The sequence below is a fragment of the Agrobacterium cavarae genome (assembly GCF_004310285.1).
GTDB classification, from domain to species: Bacteria; Pseudomonadota; Alphaproteobacteria; order Rhizobiales; family Rhizobiaceae; genus Agrobacterium; species Agrobacterium cavarae.
On record NZ_SISF01000023.1, the window covers coordinates 116,079 to 140,135 of the forward strand.

A 24,057-nucleotide genomic window follows, 5' to 3' on the forward strand; every position below is an offset into this window, starting at 1 on the left:
AATCCCGCATGCGCGCCAACTACCTGTTCACCAGCGAATCCGTTGCTGAAGGTCATCCTGACAAGGTTTGCGACCGAATTTCCGATGAAATCGTCGATCTGATTTATCGTGAAGCGTCCAAGACCGGCGTCGACCCATGGACCGTTCGCATCGCTTGCGAAACGCTCGCCACCACCAACCGCGTGATCATCGCTGGCGAAGTGCGCGTTCCCGATACGCTGCTGAAGAAGGACAAGGACGGCAATGTCCTGAAGGATGCCGCAGGCCATCCGGTGATCAACCCGTCCAAGTTCAAGTCGGCGGCGCGCAAGGCCATCCGCGACATCGGCTACGAGCAGGACGGCTTCCACTGGAAGACCGCAAAGATCGACGTGCTCTTGCACCCGCAGTCTGCCGATATCGCGCAGGGCGTGGATAACGCCTCTGACAAGCAGGGCGACGAAGGGGCAGGCGACCAGGGCATCATGTTCGGTTACGCCTGCAAGGAAACACCGGACCTGATGCCGGCGCCGATCTACTATTCGCACCGCATTCTTCAGCTGCTTGCCAATGCTCGCAAGAGCGGCGAAGGCGAAGCCGCCAAGCTCGGCCCCGATGCCAAGAGCCAGGTGACCGTTCGCTACGTCGACGGCAAGGCGTCTGAGGCCGTTTCCATCGTCCTGTCCACGCAGCATCTGGACGCAAGCTGGGATTCCAAGAAGGTTCGCGCAGTCGTCGAACCTTACATCCGCGAAGCGCTTGGCGACCTGAAGATTGCCGACGATTGCAAGTGGTACATCAACCCGACGGGCAAGTTCGTGATCGGCGGTCCCGATGGCGATGCCGGCCTGACCGGCCGCAAGATCATCGTCGACACCTATGGTGGTGCAGCTCCGCACGGCGGTGGCGCATTCTCCGGTAAGGACACGACGAAGGTGGACCGTTCCGCAGCTTACGCCGCTCGCTATCTGGCAAAGAACGTTGTTGCCGCAGGTCTTGCCGACCGCTGCACCATCCAGCTGTCCTACGCCATCGGCGTTGCACAGCCGCTCTCGGTCTATGTCGATCTGCATCAGACCGGCAAGGTCAGCGAAGACGAAGTGGAAGGCGCGATCCGCAAGGTCATGGACCTCTCGCCATCGGGCATCCGTCGTCACCTCGACCTCAACAAGCCGATCTATGCCAAGACCGCATCCTACGGCCATTTTGGCCGTAAAGCGGGCCGCGACGGTTCCTTCTCTTGGGAGAAGATCGATCTCGTCAAGCCGCTCAAGGATGCGCTGAAGGCCGCTTGAGGTCATCGGCTCGAAACATAGCCCTCTCCTCCACTCCGGTCTTGCCATGGGCGACCGTTTGGGGGATAGGGTCTGAAAACTTGAAACCCGCGCAATACCGATGAAACGGTAAGGTGCGGGTTCATCTATTTTGCTTGAGAGAGTTCACGATGACGGAAGAGCGGCGTTCACGATCGACGGAAGCGTTCTATGGCAGGCGCAAGGGCAAGCCTTTGCGCAACCAGCAGGTGGAAAGCATCGAGAGCCTTTTGCCGCTGTTGAAAGTCGATCTTGAAACACCGGCGCCGAAGCCACTCGCCGCACTTTTTCCGGCCGACGTCAAATCCATCCGCCTGGAAATCGGTTTTGGCGGTGGCGAACATCTGGTTCATCGTGCCGCTGAAAATCCATCGACAGGCTTCATCGGCGTCGAGCCCTTCGTCAATTCCATGGCGAAGCTCCTTGGTGCCGTCAAAGAGCGCGAGTTGATGAACATCCGCCTCTATGACGACGACGCGACGCAATTGCTGGACTGGCTTCCCGATGAATGCATCGATCACATCGATCTGCTTTATCCGGACCCCTGGCCGAAGAAGAAGCACTGGAAGCGCCGCTTCGTCTCGGACGTCAATCTTGCCCGCTTTCACCGCGTGCTAAAGCCGGGTGGCAAGTTCTGCTTTGCTTCCGACATTGATACCTACATCAACTGGACGCTGCAGCATTGCGCTCGCCATGGTGGGTTCAAGTGGACGGCCAAGACGTCGGCCGACTGGCTGACGCCTTATGACAATTGGCCGGGGACCCGCTACGAGAACAAGGCCAAGCGCGAGGGGCGAAGCTCCGCCTATCTTACCTTCCTCAAAGTCTGACGTCAGACCTTCACGATTGCCGGTCCTGCTGCCCTGTAGGGCTTCAGCAGCGTGTCCGGCAGGTCGGCATCCACGACCAGAGTGGCAAGCTTGTCCAGGGGCAGGATGAGATAGGGCGAAGCAGCGCCGATCTTGTCCTCGGTCGCAACCAGGATCGTCTCGGCGCACTGGCGGGCGATCAGCCTTTTGATTGCTGCTTCTTCGCGGTTTCCAGTGGTCGCGCCGGTCTCTGGATGGATGCCCGTCGCGCCGAGGAAGAACAGGTCGGCGTGGATGCCCGAAATGGCCTCGGCACTCACAGCACCCATGGAAACAATCGAGTGCTTGAAAAGCCGCCCGCCGATCAACTCCACCTCGACGGACGGATGATGCGCGAGTTCCACGGCGATGCTTGGACTATGGGTGATGATGGTCGCCTGTAGGGTCTGCGGCAGATGGCGGGCAAGCTGGAGATTGGTGGTGCCGCCGTCGAGGAAGACGATTTGTCTCGGCTTGATCAACGTGGCTGCTGCCCGGGCAAGCTTTTCCTTTGCCGAGGACGCCATCTGTTCGCGCGCACGGTAATCTGCAACTGCCGGTGAGGATGGCAGCGCGCCACCATGAACCCTCTGTAACAGCCCGTCCTTGGCAAGTTCACGCAGATCGCGACGGATCGTGTCCTCGGAGACGCCGAGTTCTTCGGCGAAGCTCTTCGCAACAATTCGTCCGTCCCTTTGCAGGACCTGCTGAATGAGCGTCTTTCGTTCCGATGTCAGCATCGACCCAATCCCCTGCACGAATTTTCTTGACTCTGCATGAAATTGCACGAAATTGCACGTATGTCCACGACCGGTCAGCTCCAGCCACAGGGAAGTTTCATGAGTATCGCGCATCGCATCAGCATCGAGGACGTCAAGGTTCTCTCAAACGACTGGTACCTCCTGAAGAAGACCACCTTTTCCTTTCTCCGGGAGGATGGCACCTGGCAAAAGCAATCGCGCGAAACCTATGATCGCGGCAATGGCGCGACGATCCTGCTTTACGACAAGGACCGCCGAACAGTGATCCTGACGAGACAGTTCCGCTATCCCGCCTTCGTCAACGGCCACGATGACCTTCTGATTGAAACGCCAGCGGGTCTTCTGGACAATGCCGAACCGGAAGCGCGCATCCGGGCGGAGACGGAGGAGGAAACCGGCTTCAAGGTCCGATCTGTCCGCCAGGTTTTCGATGCCTTCATGAGCCCTGGCTCCGTCACCGAGAGGCTACACTTCTTCGTCGGCGAGTATCAGCCTGGCGACAGAACATCGGCCGGCGGCGGAAATGAAGACGAGGGCGAGGATATTGCCGTCATGGAAGTGAGGATCGATGAGGCGATGAGCATGATCGCCTCAGGGGTCATTCGCGACGGTAAGACGATCATGCTTTTGCAATACGCCGCCCTCAACCTGTTCAAGGATGCTTGATCGGGTTGAGGATGGGACGAGACTTATCGTCTCAGAGCTTTGCATCCACATCAGCGGCGGTGGGGATAGACGGCTGGGCACCCTCACGGGTGCAGGCCAGCGAACCGGCGACAGCGGCACGGCGCAGCGCCTTCTCGAAGTCCATTCCGGCATCGAGGCTTGCGGCGAGATAGCCGCAGAAGGTGTCGCCAGCTCCCACCGTATCGACCGGCTCGATCTTCAGGCCCATGGCCTTGAAGAGCTTGCCATTGCGAATAGCGATCACACCGTCCGCACCGAGCGTGACGATCAGCGTCTGTCCCGTTTCCGCGTGAAGCGCGCTCAACTCCTTCTCCCGATCGGAAGAGGACAGCCCGTTCTTGCCGATCAACAACTCGAACTCGGTCTCATTGGCGATAACGATATTGGCAAGCTTGGAAAGGCGGGCCGCATCCGCGGTCAGAGGAGCCGTGTTGATGATCGTCGTCACACGCTTGGCTTTCGCGGCCTTCAGCGACGCCTCGATCGCATCGGCCGGAATTTCAAATTGCAGCATCAGCGTATCGCCCTCGGCCATCTCCGAGACGGCGCGCTCTGCATCCTGTGGCGAGACCGTTCCATTGGCCGCGGGAATAACCGAGATCATGTTCTCGCCACCCTCGCCAATCAGGATCACCGCCGTTCCAGTCGGTTCGGCCACGGTCTTCAGCAGCGACAGATCGGTCCGGGCGTCACGCAGCAGCGTGAGTGCGGGGGCGGCAAAGGTGTCGTCACCAATGGCGCCCGCCATCTTGACGTCCGCTCCTGCGCGACGTGCGGCCAGCGCCTGATTGGCGCCCTTGCCACCAGCCGCCGTGGAAAAGCTTTTGCCGGTCACCGTCTCGCCCGGCTTCGGAAGACGGTCGGAGGTGGCGACGAGATCCATGTTGATGGAGCCGAAAACAGTAATCATGCGAGGCTGATCCAAAAGGCAAAGACGTTGACAATGCCGATAGTGCTACAGCATCGGCCCGAAAATCGGAATCGATTTTTGGAAAGCACGATGCGTAGATTGAAAGAAGGTAGAGCGTCCTTTGTGCGTCTAAAAAGACGCACGGCGCTCTAGCGCATCGGGATCGAAATCGGAGATCGATTTTGCAATGGCGGCGACGTTCGTTTGATTTCAGCGCCGCTTACTCGTCATCCACCACGCGCAGCTTGGCAGCACCTGCGCGCGCGTCGGCAATGCGGCGCATATGCTCTACCTCCGAATGCGGGATCTCCTTGGTGCTTGTGGAAAAATCGAGGCTCTCGATCTTGTCGCCACGCGCCAGAACCTTTTCCGACGACGTCAGCATCATCTCGACATCGCGCTGCGCTTGGCCGAAATGCGTCTGCAGCTTGCGGGTACGCTCATCCAGGCGCCGCACATCGTCCATCAACAGCGCCACTTCACCCTGGATCAGGTGGGCCTGCTCCCGCATTCGTTGATCCTTCAGGACCGACTGGATAACCTGGATCGAAAGCATCAATAGCGATGGTGAAACAATCACCACCCGGGAGCGGTGAGCACGCTGCACCAGAAATTCGAAATGCTGGTGAATATCGGCGAAGATCGATTCCGACGGCACGAAGATGAAGGCGGTATCCTGCGTCTCGCCAGGAATGAGATATTTCTCCGACACATCGCGAATATGCACTTCCATGTCCCGGCGGAACCGCTGGGTCGCAGTGCGCTTGGCTTCCGGAGATTCATCCGCCTTTAGGGCATTCCAGGCTTCCAGCGGAAACTTGGCGTCGATCACCAGCACCGGCGCATTGTTCGGCATCTTGATCGTGCAGTCCGGCCGAAAGCCGTTCGAAAGTGTAGGTTGAAGCTGGTAGGTGCCGGAGGGCAGCGCATCGGCAATCAGCGCTTCCATGCGCGCCTGGCCGAAGGCGCCACGGGTCTGCTTGTTGGAAAGGATCGCCTGCAGTCCGATCACATCCTTGGCAAGATCCTGAATATTGCCTTGCGCGGCATCGATGACGGCAAGGCGCTCCTGCAGCTTGCTGAGGTTCTCATGGGTCGAGCGGGTCTGTTCCGTCAGCGTCGTGCCGAGCCGCTGCGACATGCCATCCAATCGCTCGTTCAGCGTCTGGCTCATTTCGTTCTGGCGCGCGGAAAAGGCATCCGCCATGGCGGCGATACGGCCCTGCAACTCGGTCTGGGTCTTCAGAAGTTCGGTCAGCTCTTCCCGTGGCTGATCCGGCGCTGCCGGTTTGCGCAGAAGAAAGAGGACGGCCAGCAGCCCGGCAAAGGCCAGAAAGAAGAGGAGGGCGCCGACAGAAATGTTGAGCGTTCCGACGCTGAAAGCCGTTTGACCGAGGCTGCTGAGATCGATGTTCATAACGCAATCTAACAGAGTTATTCTGATTCGTACAAAACAAGAACACGTACGCGGCAAAAATGAGTCGGCTATCCAGTATCAGCGTTGAATCGACCGTATTTTTTCATTTCCTCGGCTGATGAGATGGGTTATGGGAAGCCATGACGATCAAGCCTCTTATCATTTTGCCCGATCCGCTGCTGCGCCAGCAATCCAAGCCTGTCGAGACGGTGGATTCGGAAATCCAGCGCCTGGCAGACGACATGCTGGAGACCATGTATGACGCGCCGGGCATCGGTCTGGCCGCGATCCAGATTGGCGTTGCGCGCCGCATGCTGGTGATCGACCTCTCGCGCGACGATGAGGAAAACAAGCCGCAGGTTTTCATCAATCCGGAAATCCTCAAAGTGTCGGACGATGTCTCGACCTATGAAGAGGGCTGCCTCTCCATCCCTGATTACTACGCCGAAGTCGAACGTCCGGCCTCTTTGACGGTTGGATATGTGGATCGCGACGGCAAGCAGCAGACGGTCGAGGCCGATGGTCTTCTTGCCACCTGTCTGCAGCATGAAATCGACCATCTGAACGGCGTGCTCTTCATCGACCACATCTCGCGACTGAAGCGTGACATGGTCATCAAGAAATTCACCAAGCTGGCCCGCGCCAAGGTCTGATCCGGCTGGCCGATTGGCCGCCCGGTACCAGCAGCAGGGCAGGGGGCAACAATGGCTCTTCGCATCATATTCATGGGAACGCCGGAGTTTTCGGTCCCCACGCTGCGCGCGCTGAAAGAGGCGGGCCATCATGTCGTGGCGGTCTATACGCAGCCGCCGCGCCCAGGCGGTCGCCGCGGGCTGGATCTTCAGAAATCCCCCGTGCATCAGGCCGCAGAGCTTTTGGGCATTCCGGTTCTGACCCCGCTGAATTTCAAGGCGGACGAAGATCGACAGCAATTTGGCGCGTTCGATGCGGATGTCGCGGTGGTCGTTGCCTATGGTCTTCTACTGCCTGAGGCCATTTTGAATGGCACACGCCTTGGCTGCTACAACGGCCATGCCTCACTTCTGCCCCGCTGGCGCGGTGCGGCCCCCATCCAGCGCGCCATCATGGCAGGCGATGCCGAAACCGGCATGATGGTGATGAAGATGGAAAAGGGGCTGGACACCGGCCCGGTGGCGCTGACCGCCCGTGTTCCCATCGATGAGAACATGACGGCCGGCGAGTTGCATGACGCGCTGATGCTGAAAGGCGCCCGGTTGATGCGTGACGCCATGGCAAAGCTCGAGAACGACGATCTGCCGCTGACGGTGCAGGCCGAGGAGGGCGTTCTCTACGCCACCAAGATTGACAAGGCCGAGACGCGGATCGATTTCTCCCGCCCATCGCAGGACGTACACAACCACATTCGCGGGCTGGCACCCTTTCCCGGTGCGTGGTTCGAACTGGAGATCGGCGGCAAGCCGGAACGCGTCAAGGTGTTGGCAAGCGAGCGGGCCGAGGGAATGGGCGAGGCAGGCTCCGTTCTTGACGACCAATTGATGATTGCCTGCGCCAGCGGTGCAGTGCGTCTCCTAAAGTTGCAGAAGGCGGGCGGCAAGCCGATGCTGGCCGCTGACTTCCTGCGCGGAACGCCCGTTCCCATCGGAACGAGGCTGTAGCCGATGCCGCGTTTTCGCATGAGCGTCGAATATGACGGCACGCCCTATGTTGGCTGGCAGAGGCAGGACAATGGCAGGTCGGTTCAGGGCGCACTCGAAGCGGCCGTCCTGTCGCTGACGGGCGAAAAGGTCGGCATTCGCGGCGCGGGCAGAACCGACTCCGGCGTGCATGCGGTGGGTCAGGTCACCCATGTGGATCTTGCGCGCAATTGGCAGCCATATAAGCTCCGCAATGCGCTGAATGCCCATCTGGCAATGGCAGGCGACGCAGTCTCGGTGCTCGACGTGGCAGCGGTGACGGAAGATTTTGACGCCCGCTTTTCTGCGATCCGTCGCCATTATCTCTACCGCATCATCTCGCGCAAATCACGCCTGGCGCTGGAGCACAAGCGGGCCTGGTGGGTGTCGAAAGGCCTGGACCATGAGAGAATGCATGCGGCCGCGCAGATGCTGGTTGGGCGGCATGACTTCACCACTTTCCGCTCGGTGCATTGCCAGGCCAACAGTCCCGTGCGCACGCTGGACAGGCTCGATGTGACGCGCACTGGCGACCTGATTGAGATCCGTGCAACGGCGCAGAGCTTCCTGCATAACCAGATCCGCTCCTTCGCCGGTACGCTGAAGCTGGCAGGCGAGGGCGCCATGACGCCCGATGATGTCCGCGCTGCACTCGAGGCGCGGGATCGTAAGGCCTGCGGCCCGGTCGCGCCGCCGGAAGGCCTTTACTTCATGCAGGTGGATTATCCCGACGTCATACCGCCGCGACAGCCGCGGACAGGTGCGGCAGAGGGCGGCGAAGTTTGACTTTCAGCCTCGGATGATTAGGTCGGGTAAACGCCGAGAAAGCGCTGCAGCAGTTCCGACAGGATCATCCCGGGTACAAGCAGGGTCATAACCAATGCCGTTACCAGGAGCGGCTGGTCGCGCACGAAAAACCGCACGATCCTCGAGAAGGTGAAGACGAGCGTCAGCAGCAGCGCAAACCAGAGGATCGCGACCAGCCCGTGCAAGGAGGGCAGGAGCAGCGCGATCAGGATCAGGACCGAATAGGCGTAGGAGAATGGCACCGACAACCAGTTTGCTACCACGATAATCGCTTGAAACTTGCCTCTCGCTCCAAAGGCATAAAGCAGCACTCCGATCAGGATCAGCGGCACCATCCAGCAGATCGCTTCGACGATGGCGAGACGGATGAAGAAGATCGCGCCCGTATGAACGCCTTCCGGCAGTCCGGATAGATAGGCTTCATGCCACCAGTACCACGAAAGCGCCATGGAGGGCAGGCACCAGAGCGCCGCGTAGAAGGAGCGAAGCAAGCCGCGATCGCTGATATCCAAAAGCCGCAAGCCTTCCTTGTTGCCGAGAAACAGCAACCACAATCCGCGCAGATAAATGGTGACTTCACTCAGTGGCGGCATGGCCGAACCAGCGTTCGATGAAGGTTTCATAGATGCGTGTCAGCGTTTCGAGGTCCGCAACTGCTACACGCTCATCGACCATATGCATCGTTTGCCCGACGAGACCAAACTCCACTACGGGGCAATAATCCTTGATGAAGCGCGCATCGGAGGTGCCGCCGGTGGTCGAAAGCTTCGGCTCCAGACCCGTGACCTCGGCCACCGCGCCCGAAAGCGAGGAGATCAGCGCATTGTTGCGCGTCAGGAAGACATGGCTTGGCCGATCGGCCCAGACGATCTCGTAATTGACGGGTGTCCGATCCGGACGAAGCGCGCCGTCAGCGGCAGCCGCATCCAGACGACGAATGATCTCGGCCCGCAGCGTCTCCGCCGTCCAGGTATCGTTGAAACGGATATTGAAGGACGCCGTCGCTCTGGCCGGAATGACGTTGGTTGCGGCGTTACCCGTATCAATCGTCGTTACTTCCAGATTGGAGGGCTGGAAATTATCGGTGCCGTGGTCGAAAGGCGGGTCCATCAGCGCTTGAGTCAATTGCAGCATGCCGCGAATGGGGTTGTCGGCAAGATGCGGATAGGCAGCATGGCCTTGGACGCCATGGACGGTGATGCGGCCGGAGAGCGAACCTCGGCGGCCGATCTTGATCATGTCGCCCAGCTGGTTCGGATTGGTCGGCTCGCCGACGACGCAGGCATCCCAGCGCTCTCCCTTGGCGGCGGCCCATTCCAGAAGCTTCGAGGTGCCGTTGATCGACGGACCTTCCTCATCGCCGGTAATCAGGAAGGATACCGAGCCTTGCGGCTTTCCATGCTTTTCGATGTGACGGGCAATCGCTGCGACGAAGCAGGCGATACCGCCCTTCATGTCGACAGCGCCGCGACCATACATCTCGCCGCCGGCAATCTCAGCGGCAAAGGGCGGATGGCTCCAGGACGCTTCGTCGCCCACCGGTACGACATCGGTATGACCGGCAAACATCAGATGCGGTCCATCGGTGCCAAGGCGCGCGTAAAGATTTTCAACGTCCGGTGTGCCATCTTCCGTGGCCACCATCCGCTCGACCGCAAAGCCGAGCGGCAAGAGCAGGTTATCGAGCAGGCTGAGCGCCCCGCCTTCTGCAGGCGTGACCGAAGGGCAGCGGATGAGGGCGGCAAGATTGGAGACGGGATCGGTGGCGTTCATGGGCTGTCTACTCTCTGCCGCTTCTACTCTTAAAGCGTATCGCGATCTTTCAGATTCGCTCCCTACGCTTTAAGTCCTTGTTTTGTCGCATGTCGTTACCGCAAAACCGCTGCACACTTTTGCGCGACATGCTTTAGCCGGTCTTCTTACTTCAATCGCGCAGCAGCTCGTTGATACCGGTCTTGGAGCGCGTCTTCTCATCGACGGTCTTGACGATGACGGCGCAGTAAAGGCCAGGGCCAGGCTCGCCATTCGGGAAAGGCTTGCCAGGCATGGTGCCGGCCACCACGACGGAGTAGGGCGGTACTTCGCCGTAGAAGATTTCGCCGGTCGCGCGGTTCACGATCTTGGTGGACTTGCCGATATAGACGCCCATGCCCAGCACCGAGCCTTCACGGATGATACAGCCTTCAACGACTTCCGAACGGGCGCCGATGAAGCAATTGTCTTCGATGATGGTGGGACCAGCCTGGAGCGGCTCGAGCACGCCGCCAATGCCGACGCCGCCGGAAAGATGGACGTGCTTGCCGATCTGCGCGCAGGAGCCGACCGTTGCCCACGTATCGACCATGGTGCCTTCATCGACATAGGCGCCGAGATTGACGAAGGACGGCATCAGCACGACGTTCTTCGCCACATAGGCGGAGCGACGAACCACGGCATTCGGCACAGCGCGGAAGCCGGCAGCGCGAAACTGGTTTTCACCCCAGTTTTCGAACTTGGAGGGCACCTTGTCCCACCAGGTGGATTCGCCTGGGCCACCGGTTACGATTTCCATGTCGTTGAGGCGGAAGGAGAGCAGGACGGCTTTCTTCAGCCACTGGTTCACCTTCCAGTTGCCATTGGCCTCACGCTCGGCCACGCGGGCCTCGCCGGCGTCAAGAAGATTGAGCGAGGTCTCGACCGCATCGCGAACTTCACCCTTCGTGGAGGTGTTCACGCCGTCGCGGTTTTCGAATGCGGTTTCGATGATGCTTTCGAGGGTGCCGAGATCCGAGCTGCTCATGAGAATTCCTTAAACTTCGCTGACTATCGTCATTTCAGGGAAACATCCGCACCGCTGGCCGGACACGGTCAATTGCTCTAAGCGAGTGTTTCAAGTGCGTCAATGCGATTTGGGCGATTTGACGCAAGCATCGGAAAGGCATGGAAATGGCGAAACTGAAAAACGGCAAGCTGCGGCGCAAAGACGGGGTTTGGGACCCGCTGAAAAACAGTTCTGACGACAAGCACCAGGCCGAAGTTATCCCTAAGACACCGCAAAGCGCCTCGCCCTCCTATCGCCTTGCCTATACCGATACCGACTTCCTATGCCGGGAAGAACTGCGCCCGATCCGCCTTCAACTCGAACTGTTGAAACCGGAGATGATCCTCTCCGAACGCGGCATCAAATCGACGGTGGTGATGTTCGGCGGTGCGCGCATCCCAGAGCCCGGTGCCGCCGCCTGGGCGGCGCGCAACGAGACCCAGAAAAAGAACCTCGAAGCAGCATCCGCCTATTATGACGAGGCACGCAAATTCGCGCAGCTCTGTGCTGTCGAAGCGGAGAAATTCGATCACCGCGAATATGTTGTCATGACCGGCGGCGGCCCGGGTGTGATGGAAGCGGGCAACAGGGGAGCATCAGAAGCAGGCGCTCCCTCGATCGGCCTCAACATCCTTCTGCCGCACGAGCAGGCGCCCAATCCTTATGTGACGCCGGAGCTCAGCTTCAACTTCCACTATTTCGCTATCCGCAAGATGCACTTCCTCATGCGGGCCAAGGCCGTGGTCGTCTTCCCCGGCGGCTTCGGCACCATGGACGAACTGTTCGAAACCGTGACGCTGATCCAGACCAAGCGCATGGCACCAATCCCGCTCATTCTCTTCGGCAGGGATTTCTGGCACTCGATCATCAATTTCAAGGCATTGGCGGATTTCGGCACCATCGCGCCGGACGATATCGATCTGTTTCACTTCGCCGAGACCGCCGAGGAAGCCTGGAAGATCGTCGCCGATTTCTATGAGCTATAAGGGCTCCCGTTTCTCGGCGGGATAACATCGCACAAAAATGCCCGGGCTCGATCGTCTCTGAGCCCGGGCATTTTTGCGAGAAGCAGTGATCAGAGCCTTGCGAAGCGCTCGGTGAGCAGCGCGAAGAAGCCATCGGCATCCACATCGCGGAACACCTTGGCATTGACGGGACGCTCCGTCACCTTCCACCAATCGACCACGGTCATGCCCATCGTCAGGTCAGACGACGTCTCGATTTCCACGTTGCAATCGCGTCCAGCGAAAAGCTCAGGCTTGATCAGATAGGCAATCACGGTCGGATCATGCAGCGGCCCGCCATCGGAGCCGTATTTCTCCACATCGAATCGCTCGAAGAACTCCAGCATTTCCGCCATGGCGATCGCCGGGTGCGTGCCGATATCACGGATGCGGGCGACGCGCGCCTTGGTCGTCAGCAGCTTGTGCGTCACATCGAGCGGCATCATGACGAGCGGAATGCCGGAGCGGAAGACGATCTCGGCGGCATGCGGATCGACGTAGATGTTGAACTCGGCCGCCGGTGTGATGTTGCCACCTTCGAAGAAGCCGCCGCCCATCAGCACCAGTTCTTTTACCCGCGGCGCGATATCCGGTGCTTTTTGCAGAGCGGTCGCGACATTGGTGAGCGCGCCGAGCGTGCAGAGCGTCACTGTACCTTCCGCCTCACGGCGAAGGGTGTCGATAATGAAATCCACCGCATGCTGGGACTGTGCAGTCAGTGTGGGTTCCGGGAGCGTCGGGCCGTCGAGGCCAGTGCTGCCATGCACATGCTCGGCCGTGATCGGTGCGCGCACCAGCGGACGTTCGCAACCCTCATAGACTGGCACCTCAGGACGATTGCACAGTTCCAGAATGATGCGGATGTTGCGGCTTGTCAGCTTCAGCGGCACATTGCCTGCCACGGCGCACAGCCCGAGAATTTCGATCTCGTCAGGGCTTGCAAGAGCGAGCATGATCGCGGCTGCGTCATCCTGCCCGGGATCGGTGTCGATAATGATTTTTCTGCGCTCGGCCATGGTCATCCTGTCTGTCCAGAGCGCCCTGCGTTCTTCTGGACGCACAAAGGACGCTCTCACTCTTTCAATCCACGCATCGTGCTTTTCCAAAAATCGAGTCCGATTTTCGGCCGATGCTGTAAGTCATGTCTTTTCAGGCTGCTTTGACCGGCTTGTCAATGGGCTGCCGAAGACCGGTGGTTTTGCCGATGCGGCGTTCTTGCGTTTCGGGCACCATGTTACCATATGGCAATGAGCTGCCGAAACGGGGCTGGGCGCCGCATCACCACGTGCGCCACAAGATCGTCGCTTGGATGCAAGGACACGGGACTATGAGCCGCATGACACCCTTCACGAACCCCTTGATGCTGGGATTCGATGCCATGGAAAAAACGCTGGAGCGTATGGCGAAATCGAATGACGGCTATCCACCATACAATATCGAGCGGCTGGCGGCGGAAGACTCAAGCCCTGAGCGACTGCGCATCACCATTGCGGTTGCCGGATTTTCCGAAGACGATCTCGATGTCACGACAGCAGACAATCAACTGGTGATCCGTGGGCGCCAGCAGGATCAGGAAAAGCGCGACTACCTCTATCGCGGTATCGCCGCGCGGCAGTTCCAGCGCGTTTTCGTGCTGGCTGACGGTATGCAGGTGCACAATGCGCGCCTGAAGAACGGTCTGCTCTCCATCGAACTCACCCGTCCGGAAATCTCCAACGTGGTGAAGAAAATTAACATTTCCGTCTCACAGTAAGACTCTGGCCCCGTAGACTGATTCCGTTCAGTCTCCTGGTCAAAGACCAACGCATCGGCGCAAGGATCCGAGGATCTTCGCAACGGACTGCGCGTCGACTTGAAATTCTGAGCGACCGGATACGTCTTCAAAGGACGCAACAACGGCGCTCGATGGAGGCTGAAACATGCTTTTAAAAGAAGCGCATGCGCGCCTGACCAAATCCCAGCTGGCCCATCTTGGTGCCGGCGAAGTGGGCTACATCCGCAAGATGCGAGCCGAACAGGTGATGAAGTGCTTTCCCGAGGCGCCCGAGATCGATCCCGGTCTTGATCTTTGGGCCCTTTTCGGCGCCGACGGCACACCCATCCTTCTGACCGACAACCGATCCAGCACCTTCTTCAAGGCTGCCGAAGACGAGTTGCGGACCATCAGCCTGCACTAAAGCGCGTCGCGATCTTTCAGATTTGCTTCCGGCGCTTAGGTCTTGGTTTTGTCGCATATCGTTATCGCAAAGCCGGTGACCACTTTCGCGCGACATGCTTTAACCCTAACTCGCGATCGACCGGTCCGGTCGTGGAGCGATTGGCCGACAAAAAAAGGCCCACCCTGAAACAGGGCGGGCCTCCAGTAATCGAGAAGGCCTTAGAGCCAGGGGCGATCCGGCATGTCGTCCACGCTGATAACGCCGTCATTGTTGCGGTCTAGACGTGTGAAGATCTTTTCGCCAGCGGCCATGAACTCCGGCTCGCTGAGCTGACCGTTGCCGTCCGTATCGGCCGAGGCGAACATGCCGCCCATCTTGCCTTTACGATCCTTGCCCTTGCGCTCTTCGCGAGCTTCACGACGCTTTTCGCGCTCACCATCCTTCTTGTCGCCCTCGGCCTTTTTCTGGTCACCCTCGGCTGCGGCTTTTTCCGGACGCGGATTGGCTTCCCGCCAGGCTTCCATTTTCGCCCGGCGATAGTCTCGCATTTCCTTCGGCGTGATGGAGCCGTCCTTGTCGGCGTCGATCTCGGTGAAGAGTGCCTCCTGGCGGGCGTTGAACTCTTCCTTGGTGATCTTGCCGTCCTTGTTGGTATCGGCCACCTTCAAGAGGTGAACGAACATCGGCTCAGGGCGCATGCGCGGACCTTCAAGGTCGGCGCCGCCACGTGGAGCCGCCATCGTCATGGACGCAGTGGTGCTGAGCATCAGGGCAGCGCCAAGCGCGGTGATGGCGATCTTCCGTTTTAGCATATCAAAACCTTTCCGTTGGTGTCCCTCGTAAGACGCTATAGGCGACGCTTCGTTCCCACCAGTTAAACATCCGTAATGCATATGAAACATCGGTAATATATGAATCGCTCTAAGCGCGGCTGTCTTGGAGTCCTACCAAAAATTCCGATAGGTTATCGGTAATGTAATCGATGTGATCATCCGTCTCGGCCGGGATTTCCCAGCGCTCCATCACGATGCCTTCGAGATTGCGCGGAACGAGAAGCACCGTCTTCATGCCCATCGCTCGGGGTGCCACGAGATTGCGCGGCAGGTCCTCGAACATCGCAGCCCTTTTGGTGTCGAGCTGTTTCAGCGCGGCAAATTTTTCGTAGGTCTGGCCCGCGGGCTTCGGCAGGTAACCCGCAGCGACGATGTCGAAGATATCTTCGAAGTGATCGAGGATGCCCAGGGCACCGGCGGCGGCCTCGGCGTGCTTGACGCTGCCATTGGTCAGAATGAACTTGCGGCCAGGCAGAGCCTTGATTGCCTCTCCCAACTCCGGATCTGGAAGCAAAGCGGAATAGTCGATCGCATGTGCCTTCTCCAGGAAGTCGTTCGGATCGATACCGTAGTGGATCATCAGTCCTTGGAGTGTCGTTCCATGCTCGTGGTAGTAGCGCTTCTGAAGAACGCGCGCCTCTTCCGGATCGAGCTGCAGCAGCTCCGCCACATAGGCGGTCATGTTGCGGTCGATCTGTGAGAAGAGATTGATGTGATGAGGGTAGAGCGTGTTGTCGAGATCGAAGACCCACTCCGTCACATGGGCGAAATCGGCTGGCTCTGCGGTGTTCTTGGGCTTTGTGTTCATGCAACGCTTATGCCCGTTTCGCTGGTCAAATAAAATCGAAAACGCGCCGCCCGTGACGAAAACCGTCCTTGGCGGCAAACCTGCGCCAATGCTAATCCAAGGCATGGAATTGTGGATCGGCATCACCCTGGTCAGCGCCTTCTTGCAGAATCTGCGCTCGACCTTTCAAAAACATCTGAAGAAGAGCATGGGGACCACGGGCGCCACCTTCGTGCGCTTCGGTTTCGGCATGCCCTTTGCGTTGACCTATCTCGCCATCCTGCATTTTGGACTGGCAAGGCCATTGCCATCGATCAACGGCACTTTCGCGCTATGGGCCGCGGTTGGATCGATGGCGCAGATCGGTGCCACCTTCCTGCTGGTGCATCTGTTCTCGTTCCGTAATTTCGCTGTCGGCACGGCTTATTCGCGCACGGAGCCTGCTCAGGCGGCGCTCTTCGCGCTCATCTTCGTCGGCGAAAGCGTCAGCGCCGGAACGCTGCTGGCCATTGCCATTTCGGTCTCCGGTGTCATGCTGATTTCGGTGGCGAGAACGACGCTCTCTCCCGTCTCCATCATCACCTCCATCTTCAGCAAGACGGCGGGGATTGGCCTGGCATCTGGCGCACTCTTCGGTCTCTCCTCCGTCGCTTATCGTTCCGCATCGCTCTCGATTGCCGCAAGCCTGCCGGCGCCCGACGCCATCATGCAGGCGAGCTTCACGCTGGTGGTGGTCATCGTGACGCAAACGGTAACGATGCTCATCTGGATTATTCTGCGGGAGCGGGAAGAACTGGCGCGCATCGCCAAGGCATGGAAACCGGCAATTGCTGTCGGCTTCGTCGGTGCCACGGCCTCATTCGGCTGGTTCACGGCGATGACTCTGCAACAAGCCGCAGTCGTCAAGGCGCTGGCGCAGGTAGAGATGCTCTTTGCCTTCGCTTCGACCGTCTTTTTCTTCAAGGAAAAGATCAACAAGCTCGAACTGATCGGCTGCCTGTTGATCGTCCTTGGCGTGCTGTCGCTTCTGGCCTGGGGCTGACCCAAGCCGAAATCCGACGACTCAGGGCACGATCAGCGTACCAGCACCTTCCGTGAAGATTTCCAGAAGGACCGAATGGGCAGTCTTGCCGTTGAGGATCACCACGCCCTGCACGCCGGCCTTGATGGCCTCGATGCAGGTTTCCACCTTCGGGATCATCCCGCCGGAGATTGTGCCGTCCTTGATCAGCGCCTTGGCCTGGGAGACGGTCAACTCCTTGATCAGTTCCTTGTTCTTGTCGAGAACGCCCTCGACATCGGTGAGGAACAGCAGGCGGGTGGCGTGTAGCGCGCCGGCAATTGCGCCAGCGAACGTATCGGCATTGATGTTGTAGGTCGCGCCATCACGACCGGGCGCCACAGGGGCGATGACGGGGATCATCTCGGACTTTGCCAATAAATCGAGCAGCGTGCGATCGACTTCGACGACCTCGCCGACGAAGCCTAGATCAAGAACGCGCTCGATATGGCTGTCCGGGTCGGTCACGGTCTTGCGTGCCTTTTCGGCAAAGACCATGTTGCCATCCTTGCCGCAAAGGCCGATGGCCCACTCACCCGTCTGGTTGATGAGGGCGACGATCTCCTTGTTGATCGAGCCTGCCAGAACCATTTCGACGATCTCGACCGTCTTGGCGTCTGTGACGCGCAGACCGCCTTCGAACTTCGACTCGATTCCCATCTTCGTCAGCATCGCGCCGATCTGCGGGCCCCCGCCGTGAACGACGATGGGGTTGATGCCGGATTGCTTGAGAAGCGCGATGTCTTCGGCGAAAGCTTTTCCAAGAGCCATGTCGCCCATGGCGTGACCGCCATATTTTACGACGATTGTCTTGTTTTCATACTTCTGCATGAAGGGAAGGGCCTGAGCCAGAAGCCGGGCCTGCATTTCGCTTTCGATACTCGCCATGAGAAAAACCTCTTGCTGGAACGCGCCGCTTGTAACGCAAGTTTTTGACGGATGAAACACGGGAAGGGGTCGGCGAGAAACATTAATTCGCAGAGGATGGCCCATGCGCTGCCTAATCGGATTGACACGCGGGCGCATTCGGACCAGCCTTGTTCGGGGAGTCTGCGTCCGGCCGTTCGAGGTTCGAATCGGCAGGCTGTCATGATGACAGTGGCGCGAAGCAGCGGAGTTTGAAGAAGAATGGCCTTGCCGGATAAGGATATGCGCGGCGGTTTGAAGGATCAGGTGCTTGCGGGCAAATATGTGCTCGGCGCGCTGCCGGAAGACGTGAAAGCCGAGCTTGCCGAAAGGGTTCGCAAAGACCAGCAATTCGCCACCATCGTGCGGCGCTGGGAAGACAATCTTGCCGAAACGGAAGTGCGTGAACAGCGCACCTTCGCGTCCTATGTGGATGCCTCTATGGATCACGCGCTTCGCCGTTCGGACGACAAGCTGCATCGCAGCATCTATGGCCGCTTCGCCATCCTCACAGCTCTGTGGAACTCCACGCGCTTCTGGCGGATGACGACACTTGCGGCCGTTCTGTGGGCCGCAGTGCTGCTCTTCACCGCCGTTTGAGCATTTCGACCGTCAACCGTCAGGGATGCGGATAACCGACCGTTTTCAGGATCTCGGCGCGCAGTTCATCGAGACCGGCCGATTTTTCCGATGACGTTGCCAGAACTTCCGGATAGGCCGCAGGGCGCTTTTTGATCTTCTCCAGCGTTTCGCTGATGAGGCGCGGAACGGCAGGTTCCTTGATCTTGTCCGTCTTCGTCAAAACGATCTGATAGGAGACGGCCGCCTTGTCGAGAAGGCTCAAGACGTCTTCGTCATTCTTTTTGATGCCGTGCCGGGAATCGATCAGCACATAGACGCGCTTCAACGTTGCCCGGCCACGTAAGTAATCGAAAACGAGCTTCGTCCAGTTATCGACCTGATCCTTGGGCGCCTGTGCGTAGCCATAGCCCGGCATGTCGACCAGTGCCATCGGCGGCAGATCGTCTCCGGCGCCGGAATAGCCTTCCGGTACGAAATAGTTGAGTTCCTGCGTGCGGCCCGGGGTATTCGAGGTGCGCGCCAATCCCTTGTGGCCGACGAGCGCATTGATCAACGAAGACTTGCCGACATTCGAACGCCCGGCGAAAGCGATTTCTGCCGGGCCCTCGGGAGGAAGGAACTTCATGGCCGGAACGCCGCGGATGAAAATCCACGGCCTTCCGAAGAGGGGCTTGTCAGCCGTCATTTGGATTGCACCGGCTTTCGTTTGAACACCCCTTTGAGGTTGTCGAAGAGCTCGATCTTGGCGCCGTGGCGCTTCATGATCACAGCCTGCTGCGAGATCGACAGGGTGTTGTTCCATGCCCAGTAGATCACCAGACCCGCCGGGAAAGACGCCAGCATGAAGGTGAAGATCAGCGGCATCCAGGTGAAGATCATCGCCTGGGTCGGATCGGGCGGCGTCGGGTTCATGCGCATCTGCAGGAACATGGTGATGCCCATGATGATAGGCCAGACGCCGATCATCAGGAAGTGCGGCACGTCATAGGGCAGAAGACCGAACAGATTGAAGAGCGAGGTCGGATCTGGCGCGGACAGGTCGTGGATCCAGCCGAAGAAAGGCGCGTGACGCATTTCGATGGTGACGTAGATGACCTTGTAGAGCGCGAAGAAGACCGGAATCTGCAGAAGCATCGGCCAGCATCCGGCAATCGGATTGATCTTCTCTTCCTTGTAGAGCTGCATCATCGCCTGCTGCATGCCCATGCGGTCGTCGCCGAACTTGGCCTTCAGCTCCTCGATCTTGGGCTGCATGCGCTTCATATTTGCCATGGAGGCATATTGCTTGCTGGCAAGCGGGAAGAACAGAAGCTTGACGACGATGGTAGTCAGCAGGATCGCCACGCCGAAATTGCCAAAGTAACGGAAGAAGAAATCCATCAGTTTGAACATCGGCTTGGTGATGAAGTAGAACCAGCCCCAGTCGATCAAGAGATCGAACTTCGGAATGGAATACTGCTTCTCGTACCGATCGACCAGCGGCACTTCTTTCGCACCGGCGAAGATCATGTTCTTCAGCTCGGTGGATGCGCCGGGCGCAATGGTCACGGCATCGCTGCGATAATCGGCCTGATAACGCGGCTGACCATCGGTAAAGTGCGAGTAGCGGGTCTCGACGGCCTTGTCCTGTGGCGGAACGATTGCTGCCGCCCAGTACTTGTCGGTGATGCCGAGCCAGCCGCCGGTTGCCTTCGGCAGGACATAGGGCTGTTCCTCGACCTTCTTGTAGGTCTCTTCCGTCAGGCTGCCATCAGCACCAGCAACGCCCAGGAAGCCTTCGTGGATCACGAAGACGGGCGGGGTGACAGGCTTGTTGTTACGCGTGATGCGGCCATAAGCCGAAAGCGTGATCGCGTCCTGACCGGGGTTCTCGATTTTGTCGGTGACGGTGACCATATAGTGATCGTCGATCGAGATGGTGCGGTTGAAGACCACGCCCTTGTCGTTGGTATAGGAAAGCGTGACCGGCGTCGTCTCGGTCAGCTTTGCGCCGGCTGGTGCGGTCCAGACCGTGGTCGGGCCAGGCACGGAGCCAACGCCCTCATTGCCGATATAGCCGAGTTCGGTGAAGTAGCCGTCATGCGTCTCGGCAGGCGAGAGGAGCGTGATGATCGGGCTCGAGTCATCCACCGTCTCATGATAGTCCTTCAGACGAACGTCATCGAGACGCGCGCCCGTCAGGTTGATGGAGCCGGCAATCGCATTCGTGTCGATTTCGACGCGCTGCGTCTTCGCCAGCGCCTCGGCGCGAGACAGGGTCCCTGCCTGCTGGCCGCCGGAGGCGGGCGTCGTGCCACTCGGCGTCGTTGCCGGTGCAGCAGTGCCGTCGGCAGGTGCCGTCGTGGTCTGCGTCTGTTGCGTCGCCTGCTGCGCCTGGCGTGCCTCTTCGGCGCGGCGCTGCTGCTCGATACGCGGGTTCATGTAGAGAAACTGCCAGGCAAGTACGATGACAACCGAAAGGGCGATCGCGATAAAGTAATTGCGGTTTTTTTCCATCATTCTTTCCTGGAGCGGGTCTCCCGGGAGCGTCCGTTTTTCGCGCGTCCCTCGATCCGCTCTATGAGCAAGTTTTCCAGTACGGCGAAGTCGGTATTCAATGCGTCCCTTCGGGCGACAATCACATAGTCATGCCCGGGTTTCATTGCAAACCCGGCAGAAAGCCTCACGGCTTCCCTGAGGCGGCGACGCATACGGTTGCGCTCCACCGCGTTTCCCTGGCGTTTTGTGACGGTAAAACCGACCCTGGGTTCGGTTTCAGGAGCCTGTCGATCCAGGACCTCCAGAAGAAAAGTGCTTCCGCGCCTTTTCTCGCCCGCCTGAACGGCAAGGAAATCCGGCCGGTTTTTCAACCGACCGGGCATTTTCTTCTTATCTGTCATATGCCGCGACTTTCATCGGGCAACCACTTGATTAAGCGGACAGACGTGCGCGACCGCGAGCGCGGCGAGCTGCAAGAACCTTGCGGCCGCCAGCTGTGGCCATGCGGGCACGGAAACCATGACGGCGCTTGCGAACAAGCTTGGACGGTTGGAAAGTACGCTTCGACATTTATTTAATACCGCGGGGTGCGGCCCTTCTTGACTTTGCCTTTAAGGGCAAGAGCGTTTCGACTAATGCCCGGAAAGCCATCATAGACTGCACAAAATGCCCGGACGTGCGGGCTTATAAGGGCTTATGGCCCGCAAAGTCAATTGCAGAACCGCATCACGCACTCAACGCGCGCGAACCACTTAAAGCCCGGCTTTTCCTGGAGGGATCTCTCTCATCTTTCCAAGACGGCTTTTTCAAAAGATTTTGGAATATAAGTAAGATCTGAAATTGTTTCTTAATTGACCTTCAATAACGTTGTCTTGACCAGACGGCTGGGAGCCTCGCTCTCCGGTCGTGGGGGATCTGGAATACGGGGGAGTTCGCAGTGAAAATTCGAAGCAAGATCAATCTACTCGTTGGCTTTTTGAGCCTTGTGGCCTGTAGTATTGGTGGCCTTTCAATCTACGCCATCAACAAATATCAGGCACACACCGTCGCTCTCGATGCCGTTGCAGATCGTGCTCGTTACGGCGAAACTCTCAACAGGCTGGTGACCGCTGTCGTTATGGAAGCCCGTGGCGTGTACGCGGCAAAGGACATGGCGGCGGCGGGAAAGTTCTCCAAGGGCATCATCACCAACCTCGATGCCATGTCCGCACTTCTTAAGGAATGGAAGCCGCGGGTTCCGGCCCATCAGGCCGCTGCCTTCGATAACATCGAAAAGCGCTTTGCTGAGTTTCGCGCCTTCCGCACCGAGACCGCCCGCCTTGGCCGCGAAGTTGGCCCTCAGGAAGCAAGCGTCCAGGGCAACAACGAAGCCAACCGAGAAAACCGCAAGGCCTATCAAGGCGAAATCGACGCAGTTGTGAAGGGCGATCTTAAAGATCTCGATGCGATCAAGTCGGAGATCGACGCCTTCGGCCAGTTTATCTTCCTGGTCGTCGCGCTTGTCACTGTCACCGGTGTCGGAGCCGGAGCCATCATCGGCCTTTATGTCGGCTCCAAGCAATTGAGTGCGCCGATCCTAAACGTCTCAGCAGTAATGAAGTCCGTCGCCGAAGGCAACCTTGAGGCCACAATCCCCTATCTCGACCGTAAGGATGAGATCGGCGAGATGGCGGCCGCAGTCGAAATCTTCAAGCGTAATGGCCTGGAGGTGCGGCGTATGAATGCGCAGGAAGCCGCCATGCGTACCAAGAGCGACGATCTACAGGCGGGTATGGCGGATGTGGTGGGTGCAGCGGCACAAGGTGACTTCAGCCGCCGCATCACCAAGGATTATGGTGACGACAACCTCAACCGTTTTGCAAAGACCATCAACGATCTTCTCAGCAGCGTCGATAGCGGCGTCTCCGAGGCGGGTCGCGTTATGGCCGACCTCGCGCAGGGTGATCTGACGCGCGCTATGAATGGCAACTTCCAAGGCGTCTTCGCCGAGCTGCAGGCCAACATCAACGACACGATGACCAAGTTGAAAGCGACAATGGCGGAAGTGCAAGAAAGCACAGAAGGCATCAACGGCAATGCCAATGAGTTGCGCTCCGCGGCTGACGATCTGTCCAAGCGCACCGAGCAGCAGGCTGCAGCCCTGGAAGAAACCTCCGCGGCCCTTGATGAGATTACCGCCGTTGTGAAGAACTCCACCGCGCGCGCTCAGGAAGCAAGCGCCATGGTGTCGGAGACCAAGGAAAAGACGGCCCATTCCGCGAAAGTCGTTCGCGACGCGGTCACCGCGATGGGCCGGATCGAGCAGGCATCGCGTGAAATCAGCCAGATCATCAATGTCATCGATGAGATCGCATTCCAGACGAACCTCCTGGCTCTGAACGCCGGTGTCGAAGCGGCGCGCGCAGGTGAAGCAGGCAAGGGCTTCGCAGTCGTGGCGCAGGAAGTGCGCGAACTCGCGCAGCGCTCCGCCAACGCCGCAAAGGATATCAAGGCGCTCATCACCAAATCTGGAGAGGAGGTCGGCAGTGGCGTGACGCTCGTTCGCCAGACGGGTGCAGCACTCGAAGACATCGAGGCGCGCATCTTGAGCATCAACGACCACATCCATTCCATCGCAACAGCGGCGCAGGAGCAGGCGACAGGTCTGCAGGAGGTCAACACCGCCATCAACCAGATGGATCAGGTGACCCAGCGAAATGCCGCAATGGTAGAGGAAACCTCCGCTGCGACCCATAAGCTGAGCGGCGAGGCGGCAACCTTGGTCTCGTTGGTCGGTCGCTTCCGCCTTGGAAACGAAGCGTTGCAGACCCAAAGATTTGCAGCCCCAGCCCGACCGTCTTCCGCACCAGTGGCGTCTCCAGCACGCAAAATGATGGTCACTGTGGCCCGCGCCTTCAGTGGCTCCGCTGCGGTTGCGCAGAACAGGGACGAGTGGCAGGAGTTCTGATCACCGCCTCGTTTATGCCTGAGCCGAACGCCGCCTTAGGGCGGCGTTTTCCGTTTTGCCCATCGAATTGTGTATCGGCCTTGCATCCGTTTGAAATTTCGCTTCGAATCCTTATGATATCTCG

General features: G+C 58.9%; 26 protein-coding genes. 12 read left to right on the forward strand and 14 right to left on the reverse strand.

Translation table 11 applies throughout. From position 1 onward, the window contains the following. Positions 1-8 precede the first annotated feature (8 nt). Both metK and trmB read left to right on the forward strand, forming a co-directional pair. Positions 9-1,274 carry a methionine adenosyltransferase gene (gene metK, locus EYC79_RS03635; RefSeq protein WP_130977168.1) on the forward strand — a complete coding sequence of 422 codons (1,266 nt, stop codon included), beginning with the start codon at positions 9-11 and terminating at the stop codon, positions 1,272-1,274. A 149-nt stretch (positions 1,275-1,423) separates the two neighbouring features. Further along, entirely contained in the window at positions 1,424-2,122 is a 699-nt protein-coding gene (gene trmB / locus EYC79_RS03640) for a tRNA (guanosine(46)-N7)-methyltransferase TrmB (protein ID WP_130977169.1), read from the forward strand. Between the two features lie 2 nt (positions 2,123-2,124). Here the strand turns inward: trmB and EYC79_RS03645 are convergent, their stop codons facing one another. After that, a complete protein-coding gene (locus EYC79_RS03645; RefSeq protein WP_130977170.1) occupies positions 2,125-2,880 on the reverse strand; it encodes a DeoR/GlpR family DNA-binding transcription regulator in 756 nt (251 codons plus the stop codon). 99 nt (positions 2,881-2,979) lie between these two features. On the opposite strand from EYC79_RS03645, the gene EYC79_RS03650 reads away from it, so the two are divergent. After that, complete coding sequence (locus EYC79_RS03650) at positions 2,980-3,567, forward strand: NUDIX domain-containing protein (RefSeq protein WP_130977171.1); 588 nt, start codon at positions 2,980-2,982, stop codon at positions 3,565-3,567. Positions 3,568-3,598: 31 nt separating this feature from the next. Here EYC79_RS03650 and EYC79_RS03655 read toward each other — a convergent pair whose 3' ends face one another. Both EYC79_RS03655 and EYC79_RS03660 read right to left on the reverse strand, forming a co-directional pair. After that, complete coding sequence (locus tag EYC79_RS03655) at positions 3,599-4,498, reverse strand: ribokinase (RefSeq protein WP_062599212.1); 900 nt, start codon at positions 4,496-4,498, stop codon at positions 3,599-3,601. Positions 4,499-4,718: 220 nt separating this feature from the next. Continuing rightward, positions 4,719-5,915 carry a DNA recombination protein RmuC gene (locus EYC79_RS03660; RefSeq protein ID WP_130977172.1) on the reverse strand — a complete coding sequence of 399 codons (1,197 nt, stop codon included), beginning with the start codon at positions 5,913-5,915 and terminating at the stop codon, positions 4,719-4,721. Positions 5,916-6,055: 140 nt separating this feature from the next. Here EYC79_RS03660 and def point away from each other — a divergent pair, with 140 nt between their 5' ends. Genes def through truA form a run of 3 tightly spaced genes read left to right on the forward strand, consistent with a single transcriptional unit; the run spans position 6,056 to position 8,356 of the window. After that, positions 6,056-6,568, forward strand: coding sequence for a peptide deformylase (gene def, locus EYC79_RS03665; RefSeq protein ID WP_112358672.1), 513 nt, complete (start codon positions 6,056-6,058; stop codon positions 6,566-6,568). 51 nt (positions 6,569-6,619) lie between these two features. Beyond that, positions 6,620-7,552, forward strand: a complete 933-nt coding sequence (fmt, locus tag EYC79_RS03670; protein ID WP_130977173.1) for a methionyl-tRNA formyltransferase — start codon at positions 6,620-6,622, stop codon at positions 7,550-7,552. Positions 7,553-7,555: 3 nt separating this feature from the next. Beyond that, complete coding sequence (truA, locus tag EYC79_RS03675) at positions 7,556-8,356, forward strand: tRNA pseudouridine(38-40) synthase TruA (protein ID WP_113272881.1); 801 nt, start codon at positions 7,556-7,558, stop codon at positions 8,354-8,356. Positions 8,357-8,373: 17 nt separating this feature from the next. Here the strand turns inward: truA and EYC79_RS03680 are convergent, their stop codons facing one another. From EYC79_RS03680 to dapD, 3 genes are all read right to left on the reverse strand, one after another. After that, positions 8,374-8,970 carry a hypothetical protein gene (locus tag EYC79_RS03680; RefSeq protein WP_130977174.1) on the reverse strand — a complete coding sequence of 199 codons (597 nt, stop codon included), beginning with the start codon at positions 8,968-8,970 and terminating at the stop codon, positions 8,374-8,376. Then, positions 8,954-10,150 (reverse strand): succinyl-diaminopimelate desuccinylase, encoded by a 1,197-nt coding sequence (gene dapE / locus EYC79_RS03685; protein WP_130977175.1) that lies wholly within the window; start codon positions 10,148-10,150, stop codon positions 8,954-8,956. Before dapE ends, EYC79_RS03680 begins: the two co-directional genes overlap by 17 nt. Positions 10,151-10,301: 151 nt before the next feature. Further along, complete coding sequence (gene dapD, locus EYC79_RS03690; RefSeq protein ID WP_112358667.1) at positions 10,302-11,156, reverse strand: 2,3,4,5-tetrahydropyridine-2,6-dicarboxylate N-succinyltransferase; 855 nt, start codon at positions 11,154-11,156, stop codon at positions 10,302-10,304. 146 nt (positions 11,157-11,302) lie between these two features. Here dapD and EYC79_RS03695 point away from each other — a divergent pair, with 146 nt between their 5' ends. Further along, on the forward strand, positions 11,303-12,163 hold the full coding sequence (locus EYC79_RS03695; protein WP_082447482.1) for an LOG family protein: 861 nt from the start codon (positions 11,303-11,305) through the stop codon (positions 12,161-12,163). A gap of 89 nt (positions 12,164-12,252) precedes the next feature. Here EYC79_RS03695 and EYC79_RS03700 read toward each other — a convergent pair whose 3' ends face one another. Continuing rightward, positions 12,253-13,197 carry a nucleoside hydrolase gene (locus EYC79_RS03700; RefSeq protein ID WP_130977355.1) on the reverse strand — a complete coding sequence of 315 codons (945 nt, stop codon included), beginning with the start codon at positions 13,195-13,197 and terminating at the stop codon, positions 12,253-12,255. A 311-nt stretch (positions 13,198-13,508) separates the two neighbouring features. Here EYC79_RS03700 and EYC79_RS03705 point away from each other — a divergent pair, with 311 nt between their 5' ends. After that, positions 13,509-13,934 (forward strand): Hsp20 family protein, encoded by a 426-nt coding sequence (locus EYC79_RS03705; protein WP_062427087.1) that lies wholly within the window; start codon positions 13,509-13,511, stop codon positions 13,932-13,934. A 166-nt stretch (positions 13,935-14,100) separates the two neighbouring features. Continuing rightward, the gene (locus EYC79_RS03710) at positions 14,101-14,358 is read left to right on the forward strand and encodes a BQ00720 family protein (RefSeq protein ID WP_062445714.1); all 258 of its coding nucleotides are present in this window, start codon (positions 14,101-14,103) and stop codon (positions 14,356-14,358) included. Positions 14,359-14,558: 200 nt separating this feature from the next. Here the strand turns inward: EYC79_RS03710 and EYC79_RS03715 are convergent, their stop codons facing one another. Together EYC79_RS03715 and EYC79_RS03720 are read right to left on the reverse strand one after the other, a co-directional pair. After that, complete coding sequence (locus tag EYC79_RS03715) at positions 14,559-15,152, reverse strand: EF-hand domain-containing protein (RefSeq protein ID WP_130977176.1); 594 nt, start codon at positions 15,150-15,152, stop codon at positions 14,559-14,561. Positions 15,153-15,261: 109 nt separating this feature from the next. After that, the gene (locus tag EYC79_RS03720; RefSeq protein WP_062427084.1) at positions 15,262-15,981 is read right to left on the reverse strand and encodes a pyrimidine 5'-nucleotidase; all 720 of its coding nucleotides are present in this window, start codon (positions 15,979-15,981) and stop codon (positions 15,262-15,264) included. 103 nt (positions 15,982-16,084) lie between these two features. On the opposite strand from EYC79_RS03720, the gene EYC79_RS03725 reads away from it, so the two are divergent. Then, complete coding sequence (locus EYC79_RS03725) at positions 16,085-17,002, forward strand: DMT family transporter (RefSeq protein ID WP_130977356.1); 918 nt, start codon at positions 16,085-16,087, stop codon at positions 17,000-17,002. Between the two features lie 21 nt (positions 17,003-17,023). On the opposite strand, the gene argB is transcribed toward EYC79_RS03725, so the two are convergent. Next, positions 17,024-17,908, reverse strand: a complete 885-nt coding sequence (gene argB / locus EYC79_RS03730) for an acetylglutamate kinase (protein ID WP_062427083.1) — start codon at positions 17,906-17,908, stop codon at positions 17,024-17,026. Between the two features lie 240 nt (positions 17,909-18,148). On the opposite strand from argB, the gene EYC79_RS03735 reads away from it, so the two are divergent. Continuing rightward, the gene (locus tag EYC79_RS03735) at positions 18,149-18,526 is read left to right on the forward strand and encodes a hypothetical protein (RefSeq protein ID WP_062427082.1); all 378 of its coding nucleotides are present in this window, start codon (positions 18,149-18,151) and stop codon (positions 18,524-18,526) included. Positions 18,527-18,545: 19 nt separating this feature from the next. On the opposite strand, the gene yihA is transcribed toward EYC79_RS03735, so the two are convergent. The 4 genes from yihA to rpmH are packed head-to-tail and all read right to left on the reverse strand — an operon-like array spanning position 18,546 to position 21,556. Further along, the gene (yihA, locus tag EYC79_RS03740) at positions 18,546-19,193 is read right to left on the reverse strand and encodes a ribosome biogenesis GTP-binding protein YihA/YsxC (protein WP_130977177.1); all 648 of its coding nucleotides are present in this window, start codon (positions 19,191-19,193) and stop codon (positions 18,546-18,548) included. Beyond that, entirely contained in the window at positions 19,190-21,004 is a 1,815-nt protein-coding gene (gene yidC / locus EYC79_RS03745; RefSeq protein ID WP_130977178.1) for a membrane protein insertase YidC, read from the reverse strand. Before yidC ends, yihA begins: the two co-directional genes overlap by 4 nt. After that, a complete protein-coding gene (gene rnpA / locus EYC79_RS03750; RefSeq protein WP_062427079.1) occupies positions 21,004-21,387 on the reverse strand; it encodes a ribonuclease P protein component in 384 nt (127 codons plus the stop codon). The genes yidC and rnpA overlap by 1 nt, the downstream gene beginning before the upstream one ends. Positions 21,388-21,418: 31 nt before the next feature. Beyond that, positions 21,419-21,556, reverse strand: coding sequence for a 50S ribosomal protein L34 (gene rpmH / locus EYC79_RS03755; RefSeq protein WP_010972613.1), 138 nt, complete (start codon positions 21,554-21,556; stop codon positions 21,419-21,421). Positions 21,557-21,923: 367 nt separating this feature from the next. On the opposite strand from rpmH, the gene EYC79_RS03760 reads away from it, so the two are divergent. Beyond that, positions 21,924-23,933: a methyl-accepting chemotaxis protein gene (locus EYC79_RS03760; protein ID WP_130977179.1), complete on the forward strand. Its 2,010-nt coding sequence runs from the start codon at positions 21,924-21,926 to the stop codon at positions 23,931-23,933. Positions 23,934-24,057: the final 124 nt, after the last annotated feature.

Bases quoted from the DNA above. Each gene is read 5' to 3' on its own strand.
- EYC79_RS03705 (WP_062427087.1), top strand. From the start codon at position 13,509: ATGAGCCGCATGACACCCTTCACGAACCCCTTGATGCTGGGATTCGAT.
- truA (WP_113272881.1), top strand. From the start codon at position 7,556: ATGCCGCGTTTTCGCATGAGCGTCGAATATGACGGCACGCCCTATGTT.
- EYC79_RS03660 (WP_130977172.1), bottom strand. From the start codon at position 5,915: ATGAACATCGATCTCAGCAGCCTCGGTCAAACGGCTTTCAGCGTCGGA.
- EYC79_RS03735 (WP_062427082.1), top strand. From the start codon at position 18,149: ATGGCCTTGCCGGATAAGGATATGCGCGGCGGTTTGAAGGATCAGGTG.
- fmt (WP_130977173.1), top strand. From the start codon at position 6,620: ATGGCTCTTCGCATCATATTCATGGGAACGCCGGAGTTTTCGGTCCCC.
- EYC79_RS03655 (WP_062599212.1), bottom strand. From the start codon at position 4,498: ATGATTACTGTTTTCGGCTCCATCAACATGGATCTCGTCGCCACCTCC.
- dapE (WP_130977175.1), bottom strand. From the start codon at position 10,150: ATGAACGCCACCGATCCCGTCTCCAATCTTGCCGCCCTCATCCGCTGC.
- yidC (WP_130977178.1), bottom strand. From the start codon at position 21,004: ATGGAAAAAAACCGCAATTACTTTATCGCGATCGCCCTTTCGGTTGTC.
- metK (WP_130977168.1), top strand. From the start codon at position 9: ATGCGCGCCAACTACCTGTTCACCAGCGAATCCGTTGCTGAAGGTCAT.
- EYC79_RS03645 (WP_130977170.1), bottom strand. From the start codon at position 2,880: ATGCTGACATCGGAACGAAAGACGCTCATTCAGCAGGTCCTGCAAAGG.
- EYC79_RS03695 (WP_082447482.1), top strand. From the start codon at position 11,303: ATGGCGAAACTGAAAAACGGCAAGCTGCGGCGCAAAGACGGGGTTTGG.
- EYC79_RS03725 (WP_130977356.1), top strand. From the start codon at position 16,085: ATGGAATTGTGGATCGGCATCACCCTGGTCAGCGCCTTCTTGCAGAAT.
- EYC79_RS03720 (WP_062427084.1), bottom strand. From the start codon at position 15,981: ATGAACACAAAGCCCAAGAACACCGCAGAGCCAGCCGATTTCGCCCAT.
- EYC79_RS03715 (WP_130977176.1), bottom strand. From the start codon at position 15,152: ATGCTAAAACGGAAGATCGCCATCACCGCGCTTGGCGCTGCCCTGATG.
- EYC79_RS03710 (WP_062445714.1), top strand. From the start codon at position 14,101: ATGCTTTTAAAAGAAGCGCATGCGCGCCTGACCAAATCCCAGCTGGCC.
- yihA (WP_130977177.1), bottom strand. From the start codon at position 19,193: ATGACGGCTGACAAGCCCCTCTTCGGAAGGCCGTGGATTTTCATCCGC.
- trmB (WP_130977169.1), top strand. From the start codon at position 1,424: ATGACGGAAGAGCGGCGTTCACGATCGACGGAAGCGTTCTATGGCAGG.
- dapD (WP_112358667.1), bottom strand. From the start codon at position 11,156: ATGAGCAGCTCGGATCTCGGCACCCTCGAAAGCATCATCGAAACCGCA.
- rnpA (WP_062427079.1), bottom strand. From the start codon at position 21,387: ATGACAGATAAGAAGAAAATGCCCGGTCGGTTGAAAAACCGGCCGGAT.
- EYC79_RS03700 (WP_130977355.1), bottom strand. From the start codon at position 13,197: ATGGCCGAGCGCAGAAAAATCATTATCGACACCGATCCCGGGCAGGAT.
- EYC79_RS03650 (WP_130977171.1), top strand. From the start codon at position 2,980: ATGAGTATCGCGCATCGCATCAGCATCGAGGACGTCAAGGTTCTCTCA.
- rpmH (WP_010972613.1), bottom strand. From the start codon at position 21,556: ATGTCGAAGCGTACTTTCCAACCGTCCAAGCTTGTTCGCAAGCGCCGT.
- argB (WP_062427083.1), bottom strand. From the start codon at position 17,908: ATGGCGAGTATCGAAAGCGAAATGCAGGCCCGGCTTCTGGCTCAGGCC.
- def (WP_112358672.1), top strand. From the start codon at position 6,056: ATGACGATCAAGCCTCTTATCATTTTGCCCGATCCGCTGCTGCGCCAG.
- EYC79_RS03680 (WP_130977174.1), bottom strand. From the start codon at position 8,970: ATGCCGCCACTGAGTGAAGTCACCATTTATCTGCGCGGATTGTGGTTG.